The 18,593-nt window shown below is 62.4% G+C and carries 15 protein-coding genes and 1 pseudogene; 6 read left to right on the plus strand and 10 right to left on the minus strand.

Annotated features, from left to right (window positions below; all coding sequences use genetic code 11):
• Positions 1–268 (minus strand): annotated as a pseudogene (locus tag HX817_RS10285) (ribonucleotide-diphosphate reductase subunit beta); the annotation flags it as partial.
• Between the two features lie 333 nt (positions 269–601).
• Between HX817_RS10285 and fae the strand changes: the two are divergent.
• The 4 genes from fae (at position 602) to HX817_RS10305 (ending at position 5,137) form a co-directional block, all read left to right on the plus strand.
• Positions 602–1,114 carry a formaldehyde-activating enzyme gene (fae, locus tag HX817_RS10290; protein ID WP_003212394.1) on the plus strand — a complete coding sequence of 171 codons (513 nt, stop codon included), beginning with the start codon at positions 602–604 and terminating at the stop codon, positions 1,112–1,114.
• A 10-nt stretch (positions 1,115–1,124) separates the two neighbouring features.
• Positions 1,125–2,159, plus strand: a complete 1,035-nt coding sequence (locus HX817_RS10295; RefSeq protein ID WP_102606526.1) for an aldo/keto reductase — start codon at positions 1,125–1,127, stop codon at positions 2,157–2,159.
• Positions 2,156–3,589: an NAD-dependent succinate-semialdehyde dehydrogenase gene (locus HX817_RS10300; protein WP_177040190.1), complete on the plus strand. Its 1,434-nt coding sequence runs from the start codon at positions 2,156–2,158 to the stop codon at positions 3,587–3,589. Before HX817_RS10295 ends, HX817_RS10300 begins: the two co-directional genes overlap by 4 nt.
• Positions 3,590–3,763: 174 nt before the next feature.
• On the plus strand, positions 3,764–5,137 hold the full coding sequence (locus HX817_RS10305) for an MFS transporter (protein WP_177040191.1): 1,374 nt from the start codon (positions 3,764–3,766) through the stop codon (positions 5,135–5,137).
• Here HX817_RS10305 and HX817_RS10310 read toward each other — a convergent pair.
• The 8 genes from HX817_RS10310 to HX817_RS10345 all read right to left on the minus strand — a co-directional run bounded on the left by HX817_RS10310 (position 5,084) and on the right by HX817_RS10345 (position 15,030).
• Entirely contained in the window at positions 5,084–5,959 is an 876-nt protein-coding gene (locus HX817_RS10310; RefSeq protein WP_177021275.1) for a LysR substrate-binding domain-containing protein, read from the minus strand. The genes HX817_RS10305 and HX817_RS10310 overlap by 54 nt on opposite strands.
• A gap of 148 nt (positions 5,960–6,107) precedes the next feature.
• The gene (locus tag HX817_RS10315; RefSeq protein ID WP_003218578.1) at positions 6,108–7,277 is read right to left on the minus strand and encodes a hypothetical protein; all 1,170 of its coding nucleotides are present in this window, start codon (positions 7,275–7,277) and stop codon (positions 6,108–6,110) included.
• 84 nt (positions 7,278–7,361) lie between these two features.
• The gene (locus HX817_RS10320; RefSeq protein ID WP_177040192.1) at positions 7,362–8,999 is read right to left on the minus strand and encodes an ABC transporter ATP-binding protein; all 1,638 of its coding nucleotides are present in this window, start codon (positions 8,997–8,999) and stop codon (positions 7,362–7,364) included.
• 2 nt (positions 9,000–9,001) lie between these two features.
• Positions 9,002–9,838: an ABC transporter permease gene (locus HX817_RS10325; RefSeq protein ID WP_003218574.1), complete on the minus strand. Its 837-nt coding sequence runs from the start codon at positions 9,836–9,838 to the stop codon at positions 9,002–9,004.
• Complete coding sequence (locus HX817_RS10330) at positions 9,835–10,788, minus strand: ABC transporter permease (RefSeq protein ID WP_003218572.1); 954 nt, start codon at positions 10,786–10,788, stop codon at positions 9,835–9,837. Before HX817_RS10330 ends, HX817_RS10325 begins: the two co-directional genes overlap by 4 nt.
• A 68-nt stretch (positions 10,789–10,856) precedes the next feature.
• On the minus strand, positions 10,857–12,482 hold the full coding sequence (locus HX817_RS10335; protein ID WP_177040193.1) for an ABC transporter substrate-binding protein: 1,626 nt from the start codon (positions 12,480–12,482) through the stop codon (positions 10,857–10,859).
• A 389-nt stretch (positions 12,483–12,871) separates the two neighbouring features.
• Positions 12,872–14,098, minus strand: a complete 1,227-nt coding sequence (locus tag HX817_RS10340) for a Xaa-Pro peptidase family protein (protein ID WP_003218567.1) — start codon at positions 14,096–14,098, stop codon at positions 12,872–12,874.
• A 50-nt stretch (positions 14,099–14,148) separates the two neighbouring features.
• A complete protein-coding gene (locus tag HX817_RS10345; protein WP_008432881.1) occupies positions 14,149–15,030 on the minus strand; it encodes a hypothetical protein in 882 nt (293 codons plus the stop codon).
• Positions 15,031–15,144: 114 nt separating this feature from the next.
• On the opposite strand from HX817_RS10345, the gene HX817_RS10350 reads away from it, so the two are divergent.
• On the plus strand, positions 15,145–16,059 hold the full coding sequence (locus HX817_RS10350) for a LysR family transcriptional regulator (protein WP_102369227.1): 915 nt from the start codon (positions 15,145–15,147) through the stop codon (positions 16,057–16,059).
• Here HX817_RS10350 and HX817_RS10355 read toward each other — a convergent pair.
• Positions 15,997–17,229: an MFS transporter gene (locus tag HX817_RS10355; RefSeq protein WP_177040194.1), complete on the minus strand. Its 1,233-nt coding sequence runs from the start codon at positions 17,227–17,229 to the stop codon at positions 15,997–15,999. The genes HX817_RS10350 and HX817_RS10355 overlap by 63 nt on opposite strands.
• Positions 17,230–17,509: 280 nt before the next feature.
• Between HX817_RS10355 and HX817_RS10360 the strand changes: the two genes are divergently transcribed.
• Positions 17,510–18,439, plus strand: coding sequence for a LysR substrate-binding domain-containing protein (locus HX817_RS10360; protein WP_032899060.1), 930 nt, complete (start codon positions 17,510–17,512; stop codon positions 18,437–18,439).
• Positions 18,440–18,593: the final 154 nt, after the last annotated feature.

The following is an 18,593-nucleotide window of genomic DNA, read 5'->3' on the forward strand; positions in this document are numbered from 1 at the left end:
TGATCATGCGCTTTTCGTCAACAGCGACGCGGGCGGCGGAGCCTTCGAGTTCGGCGAGGCCTTCGGCGACGTCGAGCTTGTCGAGGGCGGCCTTGGCCCGGATGATCGCGGCGGAGTCGCTGGCGGTCACGTTGCGGGCTTCAAGGGCGGCGGCAGCGCCGGCACCGTCGAGGCGGTCCATGTTGGCTTCGGTGGCGTGGCCGGCGTTGGCGCCCCGGATGACTACGTCACCGGTGTCTGGTTGATCTGCTTCATCCCAACTCAGCATTGAATTGCTCCTTCGTGGTCCGTCTGACGGCGTGGGCTTCGATTCACCCAGCGTGTTCAAAAATGTGCGTTTTGCAGGCTTCAAGGCATTGAAATACTGCGCATAGTGTGGTCGGTGTTCAGCGTTCTTGCACACTATGTAGTGGTTGTCTGTGTTTGTGGGCACACTATATGGGGTGTAACAACGATGGTCAACGCACAAGACCAGGCCGATGGTCGCAGGGCCATGACTAAAACTCACAGCCCCATGACTTTTAATGGTTACGGCCGCTACCCGGGCCAGTGCTAAAAATTCGCCAACCAGCTCCCCATAACAAAAAAGAGCGTTTGCGAAATGAAAGCACTTGATCTGTACATCGGCGAAGGCTTCGAAGGCCCAGGCGTCAATGCTGCCCACATCAACATCCTCATCGGCCCGCGCAACGGTCCGGCCGGCCAGGCGTTTGCCAACAGTTTGGCGTCGCCAAGCCAGGGCCATTGCCCGTTCATGGTGATTGCCCAGCCGAACATCCCGGTCAAACCCATGACCCTCTACGTCAACAAGGCCGCCATCGGCAGCGACCTGCACGGCAATGCCACCTGGGGCGCGTCCCAGGCCGGGATCGCCAAGGCGGTGCTCGAAGCCCTGCTCGACGGCACCCTGCCGCCGGAAGCCGAGGACGAGTGGGCGATTGTCACCGCCAACTGGGTCAACCCGGCCTGCGATGACCTGGATGCGGTCTACCTCAACAACTACAACGCCTGCCGCACCGCGATCCGCGCCGCCCTCACAGGCTTGCCGCACACCGCGCAACTGGCGGATGTGGTCAACCACATCAGCAACCCTTTCTACACGCCAAAAGCCTGAGGACATTCCCATGCAATACATCCGTTTGGGCAACTCCGGCCTGCAAGTCTCGCGCCTGTGCCTGGGCACCATGAACATGGGCACCCCGGACTGGAAGCCGTGGATTTTCGACGAGAAACAAAGCGAACCCATCGTTGCCCATGCCCTGGCCAACGGTGTCAACTTCATCGACCTGGCGGACTTCTACTCCGCAGGTGTCGGCGAAGAAGTGGTCGGGCGCATCCTCAAGCGCGTTGCGCGCCGTGAAGACATCGTGGTCACCACCAAGGTCGGCTACGGCACCCGCAGCGGCATCAATGCCAGCGGCCATTCGCGCAAGCACATCATGGACAGCATCGACGCCTCCCTGAGCCGCCTTGGCATGGATTACGTCGACGTGTTCATGCTGCATTACTTCGACGTGAACACCCCGGTGGAAGAAACCATGGGCGCCCTCAACGACATCGTGCGCTCCGGCAAGGCGCGCTACATCGGCGTGTCGACCATGCTCACCGGGCAACTGGCAAAAATCCTCATGGCCTGCGAGCGCAATGGCTGGGTCAAGCCGATCAACATGCAACTGCAACTGAACTGCGCCTACCGCGAGGAAGAGCGCGAGATGATCCCGTTCTGCCGCGACCAGGGCCTGGGCGTGTCGGTGTTCAGCCCGCTGGCCCGTGGCTTGCTCACCGGCGAAGTGCAGTCGACCCGCAACCAGACCGACTTCTTCACCCAGCAGATGTACAGCGACCAGGCGTCGTTCGACATCGCCCACTCGGTGCAACGTGTGGCCCGTGCCCGTGGCGTGTCCAACGCACAGATTGCCCAGGCCTGGGTGGCCAATCATCCGGGTGTGGACGTGATGCTGGTGGGCGCCGACACCACCGCACAATTTGATAGCGCGCTTGCAGCCCTCGACACCCAACTGGATGCCGAAGAACTGCACGAGCTGGAACGCAACTACACGCCGTGCGATGTGATCAACGACTACACCGCCGGCAAACGCATCTTGCGCAGCGCCCGTCCGGGCCTGGACCGTTTTAACCTGATAGAGGCCGTGGCATGAACCCGCTGATTCGCACAGGCAATTTCATTGATGGCCAATGGTCCAGCGGTGGGCCGGTCTACCCGGTGCTCAACCCGGCCAATGGTGCGCAGATCGCCGAAGTACAACGCGCCGGGGCTGAAGAAACCGACCTGGCCATTGCCGCCGCCAACCGCGCGTTGCCGGCCTGGCGCAAGCTCACCGCCAAGGAGCGCAGCCAGCGCCTCAAGCGCTGGAGCGAGTTGATGCTGAGCAACCAGAAGGACCTGGCCCACCTGCTCAGCCTGGAACAGGGCAAGCCGCTGGCCGAAGCCATGGGCGAAGTGGTCTACGCCGCGAGCTTCCTCGAATGGTTTGCCGAAGAAGCCAAGCGTGCCTATGGCGACGTGATCCCGAGCCACAAGGCCGACGCGCGGATCATCGTGACCAAGGAAGCCATTGGCGTGGTCGCGGCGATCACCCCGTGGAACTTTCCCCTGGCCATGGTCACCCGCAAGGTTGGCCCGGCGCTGGCGGCGGGTTGCACGATGATTCTCAAACCGTCGGAAGAAACCCCGCTGTCGGCCTTCGCCCTGGCGGTGTTGGCAGAACAGGCCGGGATTCCGGCGGGCGTGTTCAACATCGTGTCCGGCGATGCCGTGGCCATCGGTGGCGCACTGCAAGCCTCCAGCATTGTGCGCAAGCTGTCCTTCACCGGCTCCACCCGCACCGGCAAGCTGCTGATGCGCCAGGCCGCCGACACCCTGAAAAAGGTCTCCCTGGAACTGGGCGGCAACGCGCCCTTTATCGTGTTCGACGATGCCGACCTGGACGCCGCCGTCAAAGGCGCCATGGCTTCCAAGTTTCGCAATACCGGGCAGACCTGCGTCTGCGTCAACCGCTTCTTCATCCAGGACGCTGTGTACGACGCGTTCACCCGCAAGCTGGCCGAAGCGGTCTCTGCGATGCGCGTCGGCAGCGCCCTCGAGGGCGAAACCGAACAAGGCCCGCTGATCAATGCGGCCGCGTTGGCCAAGGTTGAAGCCCACGTCGGCGACGCCCTGGAGAAAGGCGCCAAGCTGCTGTGCGGCGGCCGTCGCCATGCCTTGGGCGGGACGTTCTTCGAACCGACCATCCTCACCGAAGCCCACGGCGAGATGCTGATTGCCCAGGAAGAAACCTTCGGCCCGGTGGCGGCCTGCTTCCGCTTCAAGGACGAAGCCGAAGTGCTGCAACGGGCGAATGACACGCCGTTTGGCTTGTCCGCCTACTTCTACAGCCGCGACATCGGCCGCGTATGGCGCATGGCCGAAGGCCTGGAAGCGGGCATGGTCGGGATCAACGAAGGGATCATCTCCACCGAAGTCGCACCGTTTGGCGGGATCAAGGAGTCGGGCCTGGGCCGTGAAGGTTCCAGGTACGGCCTGGAGGATTACCTGGAGATCAAATACCTGTTGATGGGCGGTCTCTGACCCCATTTACCCAAACAACCCCGATCCAATGTGGGAGCGGGCTTGCTCGCGAAAGCGGTGGGCCTGCCACCACATGCATTGACTGACACACCGCCTTCGCGAGCAAGCCCGCTCCCACAGGGAAATGGGCTTGCCCGTTGTTACTCCGTCAAGAACAAAAATATGGAGAACACCATGTCCACCCAACCCATCAAAATCGACGACCTGCCCATCGGTCGCTTCCACCTTAAAATCGCCGGCCTGACCTTCGGTGCGCACTTCACCGACGGCTATATCCTCGGCCTGATCGGCATTGCCTTCACCTTGCTCAGCCCACAGATGCAACTGGACGCCTTCTGGCAAGGCCTGATCGGCGCCTCGGCCCTGATCGGCCTGTTTATGGGCAGCCTGTTCTTTGGCTGGATCTCCGACACCCTCGGCCGGCAGAAAATCTTCCTGGTCAGCTTCGTCCTGATCACCGTTGCCTCGGTGATGCAGTTCTACGCCGAAACCGCCATGGGCCTGTTCCTCTGCCGGGTGTTGATCGGTATCGGCCTGGGCGGCGACTTCAGCGTCGGCCACGCGATGCTTGCCGAGTTCTCGCCCAGGAAACATCGCGGGGTACTGCTGGGCTCCTTCAGCGTGGTGTGGACGGTTGGTTACGTGGCCGCGACTTTCGTCGGCACCGCCATGCTCAGCCTCGGCGATGATGCCTGGCGCTGGATGCTCGCATCGTCGGCAATTCCTGCCGGGCTGATCCTGATCGCGCGCATCGGCACGCCCGAATCGCCGCGCTGGCTGATCAACCAGGGCCGGATTGCCGAGGCCCGAGCCATCGTCAAGAAACACCTCGGCGAACACGTGGTCCTCGATGAAGAACCGTCGACGCAAACCCGTTCCGGCTACGGCGTGCTGTTCAGCCGTGAATACCGCAAGCGCACCGCGTTCAACTGCCTGTTCTTCGTGTGCATCGTGATGCCGTACTTCGCCATCTACACCTTCCTGCCGTCGATCCTGCAGAAGATGGGCCTGGCCGAAGGTTTTGGCACCGAGCTGATGCTCAACCTGCTGCTGATCATCGGCGCCTTGATCGGCATCTGGTGCACCGTGAAATTCTCCCGGCGCGGCTTTCTGATCAACTCGTTCATCATCCTGGCGGCGGCGCTGTTCCTGCTGGCGGTATTGCCGGGCAGCATGGCGTGGTTGATGGTGCTGACGTTCGGCGTCTTCACCCTGGTGCTGTCGGCGGTGAGCAACCTGGTGGGCGTATTCCCGGCGGAGAGCTTCCCGACCGAAGTGCGGGCCAGCGGCATCGGCCTTGCCACAGCCATCAGCCGCCTGGGTTCGGCGGTGAGTACCTTCCTGTTGCCGGTGAGCGTAGCGGGGATCGGCCTGAGCCCGACCATGGGCATCCTCGCCGCTATCCTGGTGCTGGGCGCGATCATCTCCTGGGCCTGGGCGCCGGAAACCAAGGCGTTGACCTTGAGCCAGGCGTGCAAGGCCGAGCCTGCGGTGTCAGGGATTGCTCACCCGGTTCAACCACTGCGTAAACAACCGAACCTTGGATAAACCCTGCTTGTCACTTGCCACATCCAGCCAATAGCCATACGGGCCGATCACCTCCACCGGGGTGATCGGCAGCAGGCTGCCATTCGCCAGTTCACGCTCGATCATCTGCCGGTCGATCACCGCGAGCCCACCGCCGGCCAGGGCGGTGTGGATCACCTGGTCCAGGGTGCTGAATTCCAGGCCCTGGCCTGCATCGATATCTTCCCGGCCCATGGCCGCCAGCCAGTTCTCCCAGACCTGCAAGCGCTTACCGTCGTGCAGGATGTGCAGCAGCGGAAAGCGCCGCAGGTCGGGCGGCTGACCGTCGCTGAACAGTTCCGGGCTGGCGACGGCGATGTGGCGTTCCATCACCAACAGTTCACTGCTGCACTGCGTGGCCGCTTCCAGGCCGAAGCGGACCTGGCAGTCGATTTCCGCCAGGCTCGCATGGGTGTTCTGGTGGGTGACGCTGAGGTTGATGTCCGGGTAACGCTCGCAAAACCGGCGCAGGTGGGCGGACAGCCAGCGGGTGGCCCAGGTGGGCGGCGCGACGATGCGCAGGCGCTGGCGCAGGTTGGGCACGCGCACGGCGTGAAGGGCGCGCTCGATATGGTCGAAGGCGTCGCTCAGGTGCGGGGAGAGGGCGAAGCCGGCTTCGGTCAGGGACAGGCCCTGGGGTGTGCGGATGAAGAGGGCGACGCCGAGGTAGTCTTCCAGTTGTTTGATCTGGCGGCTGACGGCGCCCTGGGTGACGTTGAGGCCCACGGCGGCCTGGCTGAAGCTGCGGTGGCGGGCGACTTCTTCGAAGACACGGAGCATGTTGAGGGAGGGCAGTTGGCGCATGAAATGGATTCCACACCTGTTGTTTTTATGGTGTCAGTACTGACGCTATCGCAGGCAAGCCAGCTCCCACATTTTGACCGCGGCGCCGATCAAATGTGGGAGCTGGCTTGCCTGCGATGAGGCCAGTCAAAGCACTACAAATCTTAAGTCAGAAGTAGTAGCCAATGTTCATATACAACTGATTCTCCCACTGGTTACTCCCCCCAGCTCCCAAGCTCTCGGTATAGCTGCTCCCACCAATATACGGATCGTTCTTGCCGATCAACCACTCCGTGGCCACCCACAGTTTACTCACCGAAAACGACGTGCCCAGGATCACCCGCTGTGAGGTCTTGAACTGATCCTCGGACTTGTCAAACGCACTGTAGTTGGCATACAGCTTCACACCGCTGACCTGGTCAAACAGGTACTTGCCACCCACGTCGTAGCTCAAATCCGCCACATACAGATTGCCGCGGCTGGCCACGTTGAACGTGCCGTCATACCCGCCCAGGGTCACCACGCTGTCGGTGCCCGGGTTGCGCGGTGACATCTGCTGGCGTGCCGCCTGCAATTGCACGCCCCACGGGCCGTTCTTGCCCAGGTAGTGGATCGCCACCGCGTTGCGCCGGCCATCGTCGTTGGTGTCCTTGTTCTCCAGGGTGGAGGTCAGGCCGGACAGCCCGACTTCCGATTTCCACCCGCCCAGGTCCATGGCCTTGGCCACCCGCACCACCACGGTGTTGCGTTCCTGGTTGTTGCTGCCGTCGCCCACGTAGCTGTCGGCCTCGGAGATCACGCTGGAGTAGGTCACGCCCTTGCTCGTGCCTTTGCCTTGCCACGCCGGGCGCAGGTAGTAACCGGCCTGGATGTTCCAGTCACCGCTTTGCTGGATGTACTTGGCGCCCACCTGCTGCACATCTTCCAGGCCGATCACGTTGCCCAGGGTTTCGTAGAAGGTGCTGCCGAAGTACGGCTGCAAGCCAAACGGCACTGTGTTCAGGCCCACTTGCACCTGCTGGTCGGGGTTGAACTTGTAGCCCACCCAGGCGAACTTGGCGAACTGGATATCGCCGTAGTTCTTGGTGTACTGGTACGGGTAGGAGCGCCCGTAGAAACGGTACTGCGCCTCGCCGATCCAGGTGTCGGAGTTGTACTTGGCGCTGAGGTACGCGGTGTCGAGGCCGAACTTCTGGATGTCGCGATCCGGGTCGTAGTCCCAACGGGCGCGCACGGCGCCGCCGAGGTCGAGGTTGTCGGTGACTTGAATGGCCATGGCCGGTGCCGCAAGGGCGCCAAGCACAGGGACCAGAGCGATGTAACGGAAGGTTGGTCGCATGGTTTTGCTCTCGTTATTGGTTATTTTTTGGCAACAGCAGCCCCTTGCCGCAACGAACGCTGCGACGCGGGGTAAAGGGTTGACTCAGTGCGCTTGCGGGCGAATCAGCCGCAACGGCGGGCCTGCCGTGGGCAGCTCCGAGGCGCCGGGGGCGGCGGCCAGCAAGGTCTGGGTGTAAGTGTTCTGAGGTCGCAGCAACACTTGCTCGGCAGTGCCGTATTCCACGACTTCGCCCTGGCGCATCACCGCGATGTAGTCGCTGATCTGCGCCGCCACCCGCAGGTCGTGGGTGATGAACAGGATGCTCAGGTTCAGCCGCTGCTGCAGTTCGGCCAGCAGTTCCAGCACCTGTTTCTGCACCGAGACATCCAGGGCCGACACGCTCTCATCGGCGATCAACACTTCCGGGCGCATCGCCAGGGCGCGGGCAATGCCGATGCGCTGGCGCTGGCCGCCGGAGAACTGCCGGGGCTTGCGCTTGAGGGCGTCGCGCTTGAGGCCCACCTGTTCCAGCAAATCACCGGCTTCAGCCCACGCATCCTTGGCCGACAACCCGCGCAATTGCGCGGCGCGGGCGATGATGTCGCCCACCCGGTGCCGAGGATTGAGCGAGCCATACGGGTCCTGGAAAATCATCTGGATGCGCCGACGATTCGCCGCCAGCGCCGAGCCGCGCAGGGCCAGGAAGTCGGTGTCACCGACCCATACGTGGCCGCTGTCGCTGTCCACCAGGCGGATCGCGGCTTTCACCAACGTGCTTTTGCCCGAACCGGACTCGCCGACAATCGCCAGGGTCTTGCCCCGTGGCAGTTGCAGCGAGACATTGCGCAAGGCCGCCACCGAGCTGCCGCCGACGGTGTAGGTCTTGGTCAGGTGCTCGATGCGCAATGCCAGCTCGCCGTCGGCACTCGGCTTGTGCAGCTCCGGGTGCAGCGCCGGCACGGCCGCAATCAGCTTGCGGGTGTAGGCGTGGGCCGGGGCATTCAGCACCTGGTCGCGCTCGCCGATTTCCACCAGCCGGCCGCCTTCCATCACCGCGATACGGTCGGCAATCTGCGCCACCACGCCGAAGTCATGGGTGATAAACAGAATGCCGTGTTGCCCGCGGCCGCGCAGCTCGCGCACCAGCTTCAGCACCTGCGCCTGGGTGGTCACGTCCAGCGCCGTGGTGGGCTCGTCGGCGATCAGCAGGTCCGGGTTCATCGCCAGCGCCATGGCAATCACCACTCGCTGGCATTGGCCACCGGACAACTGGTGGGGAAAGCTGTTGGCGATGCGTGGCGGGTCTGGTAGTTGGGTGGATTCCAGCAGCGCCAACATGCGCTCGCGACGCTCCGCCGCCGGCATCTGCGGTGCGTGAATATCGAAGATCTCTTCCACTTGCTTGCCAATGCGAATCGCCGGGTTCAGCGCCGCCATGGGCTCCTGGAAAATCATCGCGATACGGTTGCCCCGCAGCTGGCGCAAACGCTCCTCGTCGAGGGTGCAAATGTCATCGCCGAGGAAGTCGATCACGCCTTCGGTATGCCGCAAACCCTTGGCATAGTCGCCCATGATCGCCGCCGACAGCACGGACTTGCCGGAGCCGGACTCTCCGATCACGCAGAGGATTTCGCCCTTGCGCACTTCCAGGCTGATGCCTTGTACCGCGTGGCTGCGGTCGGCGCCGGCGGGCAATTCGATGGACAGGTTCTGCACCCGCAGTACTTGCGTGTGGTTCATGCTCAACTCCTTGCGCCTTTCTGGGCGTGTTCATCCAGGCCGTCCGCCAACAGGCTCAGGCCCAGCATCAGGGTGGAGATGGCGATGCACGGGAAGATCACCAGGTGCGGGAAGGCGATGGCCATGGCGCGGCCGTCATTGATCATGCCGCCCCAGTCCGGTGTGGGCGGCGGCAGCCCGAGGCCCAGGAAGCCGAGGGCGCCGATCATGATCGCGGTGTAGCCGATGCGCAGGCAGAAATCGACAATCAGCGGCCCGCCGCAGTTGGGCAGGATTTCCACCAGCATGATCCGCAGCGAGCCTTCGCCCTGGGTGATGGCGCTGAGCACGTAGTCTCGCGAGCGGATGTCGATGGTCAGGGCGCGCATGATCCGGAAGATCGCCGGTGCGCTGGTGAAGGTCACCGCAATCAGGATATTCAGCGCCGAAGCGCCGAGGGCGATGATGATCACGATGTACAACACCAGCACCGGGAACGACAGCACCGTGTCGGCCACATACGACAGCACGCTGTCGACCCAGCCGTTGAAGTAGCCGGCGCACAGGCCCATGGCGATGCCCACGGCAAACGCGGTGAGCGTGGCGAGGATCGACCAGAACAGCACGGTACGGGTGCCCCAGATCAGCCGCGAGAGAATGTCGCGGCCAATCATATCGGTGCCCAGCAGGAAGCTCTGGCCGTTGTCGCCGACGGTCATCGGCGTGAGCAAGGGCGTGAAGCTTTCCAGCGGATCATGGGGCGCGATCCACGGTGCGAACAGCGCGATCACCACCCAGCCGCCCACCAGCAGCAGGCCGAGCAATGCCAAGGGATGTTTGAACGAGTGCAGCAGGTTCATTGGGCACCTCCGCCGAGGCTGCGCAGGGTGATGCGCGGGTTGAGCCAGGTGTAGGCCAGGTCCGAGAAAATCTTGGTGATGCCCACCACCACGGCACTGACCATCGCGCAGGCTTCGATCAGGTACACGTCATGGTTCAACGAGGCGGTGTACAGCAGCGAGCCGAAGCCCTTGTAGGCGAAGAACACCTCCACCACGATCACGTTCGACAGCAGCCACGGGATGTACAGCATGATCACCGTGACCGGCGCGATCAGCACATTGCGCAGGGCATGCCGCAGCACAATGCGTGAGGTCGATGCGCCCTTGAGCCGCGCCGTGCGGATGTACGGCGCCTGCATCACTTCCACCATCGAGGCCCGGGTGATGCGCGCCAGGTAACCGATGCCGAACAGGCACAGCACCATCAGTGGCAGCACCAATTGCACGACGCTGAAGCCTTCGCTCATGCTGCTCACACCGGGCAGCCAGTTAAGCCAGAACACAAAGATCGCGGAGACGAACACCGCGCTGGCGAAGTCGGGAATCGAGGTGGTGACGATCGACAGGAACGACACCAGGCGGTCTAGCGCCGAGCCCTGGCGAATCCCGGCCAGAATGCCGAGGGTCAGCGCCACCGGCACCATCACCAGCAAGGCCAGGCCGGCCAGGGTCAGGGTTTGCGCAAGGTTCGGCAGCAGCAGCTTGATCACTGATTCGCGAAAGTACACCGAGGTGCCCCAGTCGCCGCTGACAAAGTCCTTGAGCCACACCAGGTAGCGCCACACAAAGGGTTGGTTATAGCCATGTTCCACCAGCCACGCGGCGCGCTGGTCGGCGGCGGAGTAGGGGCCGAGGACGTTGATCGCCACGTCTTCGATATTCAGTTCCAGGGCCAGGAACACGATCAATGACACCGACAGCAGGGTCGCCACCAGCGCCAATAACTTGCGCATCAGAAAATGAGCCATGGGTGCATGCTCCGACTGTTCAAGGGATGCCTGCCCGTGTGCGGGCAGGGAGGAGGGCGTGCGCTAAATCAAGCGCTCATCCACACACTGTCCATCGGGTAGAAGTCGGAAGGGTGCACCTGGAAGCCCTGGACCTTTTTGCTCACGGCGGTGAACTTGTCGCCCCAGAACGGCTGCACGATCACGCAGGCGTCCTGCAGGATGCGTTCGACATCTTCCATCGCCACGGCGCGCTGTTTCGGGTCGATGATGCCCATGGCCTTGTCCAGCGCGGCATCGAACGCCGGGTCGCTGTAATGGCTTTCGTTCCAGGCACCACCGCCACGGTAGGCCAGCTCCAGGGACATCACACCGAGCGGGCGATGGGCCCAGTAGGTCAGGCTGAAAGCAGCCTTGTCCCAGATCGGCCAGTACTGTGCAGCAGGGATCACTTTGAGGTTGATGCGGATCCCGGCTTCCAGGCAGTTCTGTTGCAGGATCTGCGCGCAGTCCTGTTCATAGCGGCCCTGGGTGTTGCCGACGATCAGGTCAATGTCGATGCCGTTGGGGAAGCCGGCTTCGGCCAGCAGCTTCTTGGCCGCCGCCACGTCGCGGTTGCGCTTGGGCAGCGGGAAATATTCGGGGTGGGAAGGCGCCACATGATGGTCTTCGCCGAGGATGCCCATGCCGCGATAGGCGATCTTCAGCATCTGCGCATTATCGGCGCACAGCACCACCGCCTTGCGGATGCGCAGGTCGGTGAACGGCTTCTGGTCGCAGGCCATGCGCATCACCACGGTTTGCGCCGACTTGCAGGTCAGCAACTGGGCCCCGGGCAAGCGCTTGGCCAGGTCCAGTTCAGCCACCGTCACGCGGTACAGCACGTCGACTTGCCCGGCTTGCAGGGCGGCGAGGTGGGTGGACACGTCGGTGCCCATGTCGATGTAGCGCAACTCGTCAAGGTTGGCTGGTTTGCCCCAGTAATCGGCGCGCTTGGCGAAGGTCGCCTGCTTGTTCACGGCGAATGAAACCAGCTTGAACGGCCCGGTGCCCAGCGGGTTTTTCGCCCAGTCGTCACCGGCCTTGAAGCTGCGGTGCACGATGGCGCAGGTGAAGGCGTTGAGCATCTCCGGGATCGCCAGGATCGGCCGCTTGAGCACCAGGCGGAACTGGAACTCGCTGACTTTTTCGAAGGCCTTGATGTCCTGGAACGCGGTGCGGTTCACCGACTTGGAATCGGCGGCGATCCAGCGTTCGATATTGTGCTGCACGTCGTCGACGTTGAAGGTGTCGCCGTTGCTCCACTTCACGTTCTGGCGCAGGTTGAAGGTCCACGTGGCGAGGTCTTCCGACGGGCTCCAGCTCTCGGCGAGGTAAGGGTGGGTGATGTTGTCGGCGTCGACCCAGGTCAGGTATTCCACCGAGTTGCGCAGCAGGTTCGAGGCTTCGATCCAGGTGATCAGCATCGGGTCCTGGATTTCCTGGATCGCGCAGGCAAACCGCAGGCTGCCGCCCTGGCGTGGCTCGGCGGCCTGGGCGTCATTGCCCAGCAGTGCGGAACCGAGAAAGGTGCTGGCACTGGCGACGGTGATGCCCAGCAGCGCGGCCGTGCGCAGGAATTGGCGACGGTTGATTTCGCCGCTTTGCACTTGGGCACACAGATCATTTACGGCTGGATGCGGCGCGGCGCCGTCCAGGGTAGTCAACTCTTTCATAAGCCTCTCCGGTACTTGCGAATATGCGTTTTTTTGTTGAACCGCAAGGGTCAATGGCAAGCGCCGCGAAGGCGCGACCGTGACCGCTGTGAAGCCGGCAGAAGAACAAGGCGCAACGAAGTCGGGAGGGTGGCAATGGGACAGGACATAGGGCAGCTCTCATGTTGTTTTTATTAGAGATGCCCGCAGTTTTGTCATTTGCGCAAAGATCGACAAACGACAAATTCTGCGTTGGAACGTTCTATAAACGCATGTTACATGTCGCTCCCCACCAACCGATCATTCCCACGCTCTGCGTGGGAATGCCGCCCCGGACGTTCCGCGTCCCCTCTGCGAAACGGTGACGCAGAGCGTCACGGGATGCATTCCCACGCAGAGCGTGGGAACGATCAGTACCTCAACAAGCGCGGGTCGAACGGGTAGTCGGAGAGCAACTCGATGCCGTGTTCGTGGATGTAGATCTGCTCTTCGAGCTTGACCCCTTCGCCGCCGTCGTCGTGGCCGATGTAGCTTTCCACGCAGATGGTCATGCCGGCTTCGAACACACCGTCGTAGCCCAGGGCATCAATGTCTTCGCGATGCACCACGTAGGGGTATTCACCGGTCATGCCAACCCCGTGCACCAGGGCGAAGTAACGGTTGTTTTTGTAATGCTCGGGAATCTTCCAGGCCAGTTCCGCGTACTCCTTGAAACTGCGCCCGGCCTTGAGCATTTCCATGTTGGTCTGCACTTGCTCGTAGGCCAGTTTGTACAGCTCCTGCTGCTTGGCGGTGGCGGCTTGTTCACCGCACAGGAAGGTCCGCGAGAAGTCGGCGTAGTAGCCGAAACGCCCGACCACGTCAGTGTCCAGCGCTACCAGGTCGCCGGCTTCGATGGGCCGGGTGCTGCACTCCTGGAACCACGGGTTGGTGCGTGGGCCGGAGGACAGCAGGCGGGTCTCGACGTAATCACCGTCGGTGGCGATCACGTGCTGGTGCAGGTGCGACCACAGCTCGTTCTCGCTGATGCCGGGGGTGAGTTTGCTTTCCATCAGGCGCACCCCGGCTTCGGTGGCACGCAGGCTGGCGCGGATCATCTTGAGTTCGTTCGGCACCTTGATGCAGCGCGCACGTTCCAGCGGTTCCTGGGCATCAAATATCTGATAGCCGAGCTTTTGCAGTTCGAAGGCCGCAGCGGAGGTGGCGCTTTCAATGGCGATGCGTTTGCCGCCGCCGCATTTGCGCACCAGCTCATCGATTTCCGCGGCCCAGTCGGCGGTGACATTGCCCAGGAAACTTTCGCAGAAGTAATAGGAGATGGCTTTGGCCGGGCGCACTTCATCGACGGTGTTGAGGGTTTCGGCCAGGTGCAGGCAGCCGCCGAACTCGAACACCACCACCGGGCCTTCTGCCGGGATAAACGCATAGCGGGCCGGGTTGCGCGCCGAGTACACCTGCATGTTGCGTGAGCCGGTGGCGTAGCGCATGTGGGTAGGGTCGAACAGTACGCAGGCGGCGTAGTCGCGTTTTTTCAGCTCGTTGCGTACCCGTTGCAGACGGTCCAACTGGATCTGCTGGATCTCGTCATGGGTAGGTTCGCAGTCAGCGGGGTTGCGGTTGGGGCCGGACAGACTCATGGGGTGTTCCTCGCAGGGCAAATACGGTTTCAAGGTTTTTTAGGTATGAATCAGTCGAGCAACTGGTCGCTGCGGACCAGGTTGCGTTCGGCTTGCAGATGGGCTTCGGACAGGCGTCCGTAAAGCTGCTTGGTGCGCTGGGCACGGCCAATGATTCCGGGCTTTTCGGAGTAGGCGAAGATCGCCGTGTTGCGCTCGGTGGCGCCTTCCACGCGGGTCACCCGGTGCACCGAAAAACGCCCTTTGAATATCTGCAAATCGCCGGGATTCAGCTCCAGTTCCTGCACCCGCGAACGGTCCTCGCCACGCACCACCTTGCCGACGGCGCCGAGGTTCTCCTGGGTGCGCGAGCGAATCATCGGCGCGTACTCGAACAGGCCGCCGGCCTCGGGCTTCTGGGTCATCATGCTGACGATGAATTCGTTGGTATCGAAGTGCCAGGGCTGCTCGGTGCCGTCCGGCATCACGTTGATCACCAGCCCGGCGAACGGGTCGGCGTACTCGAAGATTTCCGGCTCATTCAGGCAGGCACCGATAAAGCGTTTCATCATCGGCGACACGTACAGCCGGTGGATGATCGCGTCCGGGGCGATCATGTCGCGGGTCACAAAGCCGCTGGTGCGCTCCATGAACGTGCGGCGCGGGTCATCGTGGGGCAGGGAGGTGTCGTCCTCGGTGAAGTAGGCGTTGACCTTGCGCACCGAATAAAACGTCTTGCCCGACAGCGCCAAACCTTCCAGGCGCGCCTGCTCAAGCGCCGCGGGGCGCAGGAAGTTCTTCAGCAGGCAGCAACCGTCTTCGGCCAGTTCGGCCCGGGCGTGTTCGATCAGGGCCTGTAATTGAACATGGCCCGAATCATGTATGGGATACAGCTCGGTATTAATAATGTCGCTGATATCGCCCACTTCAGCGTCAGCAAGTTGAAGGCTCATGCAAGACTCCCGGAACTATCAGTTGGTGTTTTTTGGCTGACCCGATAGTTGCTGAACGAGGTGCAAAGTGGAAATTACAAGTTGTGATCGAATCCATCGGCGAGGGCGATAGTTATGTCGGGCGAACTGGATGGCACCCTGCTTAAAGTGTTTGTGGCAATTATCGAGTGCCAGGGGTTTTCGGCGGCCGCCGAGCGCCTGCACAAGACCCAATCCACCGTCAGCCAGAGCCTGCAACGCCTGGAAGACATCGTCGGCACGCCACTGATCCGCCGTACCAGCCGCTCGGTGGGCCTGACCCCCGGTGGCGAAACCTTTTTGATCTACGCCCGGCAGATCCTCAAGCTGCACAGCGAGGCCGTCAGCGCCGCGCAATTGCCCAATCAACAGGTGTGTATCCACCTCGGCATGCCCGAGGACTACGCCGAGTACTGCCTGGGCGGGATGCTCAAGGACTTCCAGGCGCAGTTCTCCCAGGTACGGCCCGATGTGTGCTGCGAGATGTCGACGGCCCTGGTGGGGCGGCTGCAACGGGGCGAGCTGGACCTGGTGCTGGGGGTGGAACACGCAGGTTTGCACAGCGGGGAATACCTGTGCGACGAGCCGTTGGTGTGGGTCGCGGCGCCCAGCTGGAGTTGCGTGGGGCGTCAGTCGGTGCCGTTGGCGGTGTACGCCGAGGGCTGCGCGTTCCGTGCGAACGCCGTGCAGGCGCTGGCCCAGTCCGGGCGCTCGTGGCAGGTGGTTTACACCAGCCAAAGCCCGCGCGGCATTGCGATTGCGATCGAGCAGGGCTTGTCGGTGGGCGTGATGGCGCGGCGCCTGGTGCCACCCGACTGGCAGATTCTGGACGAGCGCCAGGGCTTCCCGCCGATTGCCCCGGCGCGCCTGATGTTCTGGCGTTCAGCCGGTTGCCAGGTGCCGGAAGTGGATGCCCTGGTGGAGATTCTGCGCCGGCAACTGGGCCACTCAGGGCATCTGGGCGGCCAGCGCTTCACGGGTGTGTCGCTGGGCCATGCGCTTGAGCAATAACAGGCTGGCCAACACCCAGGCCGCGATCCAGCCGTGCACCACCGCAAATTCGCCAGTGACTTGCAGCAGCCAGCCGCACAAGGCATTGCCGGTGGCACTCGCCAGGCCGTAGCTGACCATGCTCAGGCTCACCACTTGCAGGCTGTGCACCGGGCTGAGCCGGGCACCGACGTAGGCGGCCATCAAGCCCCAACACGGGAAATAGAACAGCGCGAACAGCCCGGCCGCCAGCCAGCTCAGTACCAGGCTCGGGTGCCCGAGCAAGCCGAGCATGCTCAGACCAAACGCGCCGATACTCAGGGCCATCACCCGCAACGCCCCCCAACGATCTGCCAGCGTGCCCAGCAGCAAGCCGCCGATCACACCGCCGATCCCGATCAGCGTCCACATCGAGCCGGTGACGGAAGCGCTGGCCTGTAGCTGCTCGCTGACGAACGCCGACAGGAAATTCAGAAACGGCCCGCTGATGGCGCCGATAAACGCGCTGAGCAAGACGACCTGCATTGCCACCGGTTGTGCCATGCACAACTTCAGCCATTGGCGCAGCACTTGATTCAGCGCCGGCGCCATGGTCTCGCGTGGTGCCGGTTGCTTGATCGGGGCCAGTGCCCACAGGGTCAACAGCGTGACAACCAGCGTCAACCCGGCGCAGATCAGCCAGAACTGGCGCAACGACAACCCCTGCAACAGCGCGATCAACAGCCCGTTCAAGCACAGCGCAAAGGCTGAGCCCGAGGACGCCAGCCCCAGCACCCGGCTGCGATGTGTAGTCGGGATCACCTCTTGAGCGAGGGCCGAAATCGCGTTCCAGTTCGACACCGCGCACGCCGACACCAGTGCCAGGCACAGGGCAAACGGCAGCACCCACGGCGTGGCGACGGCCAGGGCCAGCAGGGCGGGGCTGAGGACGATGGTCAGGCGCACCATATTGCGCGGGCTGATCCACGCCGCCGCCAGGCCGCTGGCAATCGAGGCGCCCATGTAGAACAGCTGCAACAGCGCGGCAATCAACGCGGCCTGGCTGTAACTGAGCTCAAAGGCCAGGCGGATCTGCGGCAACAGCGCCGAATACAGGAACACACTGAAACCGTGGGTGGTGGCGTTGCAGGCGGTAAACACCAGTGCCAGCAAGCCAATACTTCGCCGGGATGAAACGGGTGCGTTGGACATGGCGATGACTCGATAAGTTAATCGCGAAAGAGAGGGGCGAAGTTACAGGAAGTACATCGGCAGACTAGCGTTTATAGCCTGGCGACGACCAATGCTTAATTGTCTTAGTGTGCATGCGTTATACGCAGGCTATTTATTCGTGAGCGACGGTCTGTAGCGATAAACGACACTTTCAGCGTTTGTGACGATTAATTGTTTGTCAGGCTGGGGTGCTACCGCTGACCCAATACAAAAAGGTATGTTGTGCAGGTAATTTCCCCTGTGCTCCCGAGTGTCGTCCATGAAACGCAAAATGCCCGGTCTCAACGCCCTCAAAGCTTTCGAAGTCGCCGGCAGTACCGGCAGTTTTACCCGGGCCGCCGAGCTGTTGAACGTCACGCAGAGTGCGGTCAGCCGCCAGGTGCGCCAGCTTGAAGAACAGTTGGGCGAGGCCCTGCTGGAGCGTCGTCACCATCACCTGGAATTGACCAGTGCCGGGCGGGTGTTGCTGCGGGCGTTGCACCAGTCGTTCGACAAGATCGAGTTGACGGTACGCAGTATCCAGCAGAAGTCCCATGCCAATCGGCTGCACATCAATGCGCCGCCGACGTTTACCAATCGTTGGTTGATGCCGCGGTTGGGGCGCTTGCGCGAGCAGCATCCGGAGCTGGAGTTGAGCATTACCACGCGGTTGCAGGACAGCCTGGCGGAGACCAGTACGCTGGATTGTGCGATTCGGTTTGGCGATGGGGAATGGGATGGGTTGGACAGTTCGCTGTTGATTCAGGAGCGGCATATCGCGGTGTGTGCGCCGTCGTTGTATGCCCGGGAGTGGAGTGACGGGATTGATCTGAATCGCATGACGTTGCTGCATGTGCTGGCGCGGGAGGATCAGCGGTATCTGACGTGGAAGCATTGGCTGGATGCGGCGCGGATCAGTGGGGTTGATATCGAGGGGGGGTATGAGTTTGACCTGCTGGATTTGGCGATTCGGGCGGCGATCGATGGGTTGGGGATTACCATTGCGGATTGGCATATGGTCGCTTCGGAGTTGGCCAGTGGGCAGTTGACGCAGGTGCTGAATGTGCATGTGGAGGGGCATCAGTCGTATTGGCTGGTGACCCGGCCGGAGCAGACGGATACGCCGCAGTTGCAGGTGTTTGCGCAGTGGTTGCAGGAGGAGATTTGGTTGGCTCAGCGGCAGTTGGAGCCTTCTTTGGCGGCTGTTTGATTCGGTGTACATATCCGTTATTTAGGTAACGGCGACCTATGGTTCCGCTCTTACAGCGGGTCACTTTTGGCAAACGCCCCAAAAGTAACCAAAAGGTCTTTGCCCCACCACTCGGTGCCTCGCCCAGGCTCGGCATGCCCGCACTCCGGCCCGG

The organism is Pseudomonas sp. C6002, from assembly GCF_013385805.1.
Taxonomy (GTDB): domain Bacteria; phylum Pseudomonadota; class Gammaproteobacteria; order Pseudomonadales; family Pseudomonadaceae; genus Aquipseudomonas.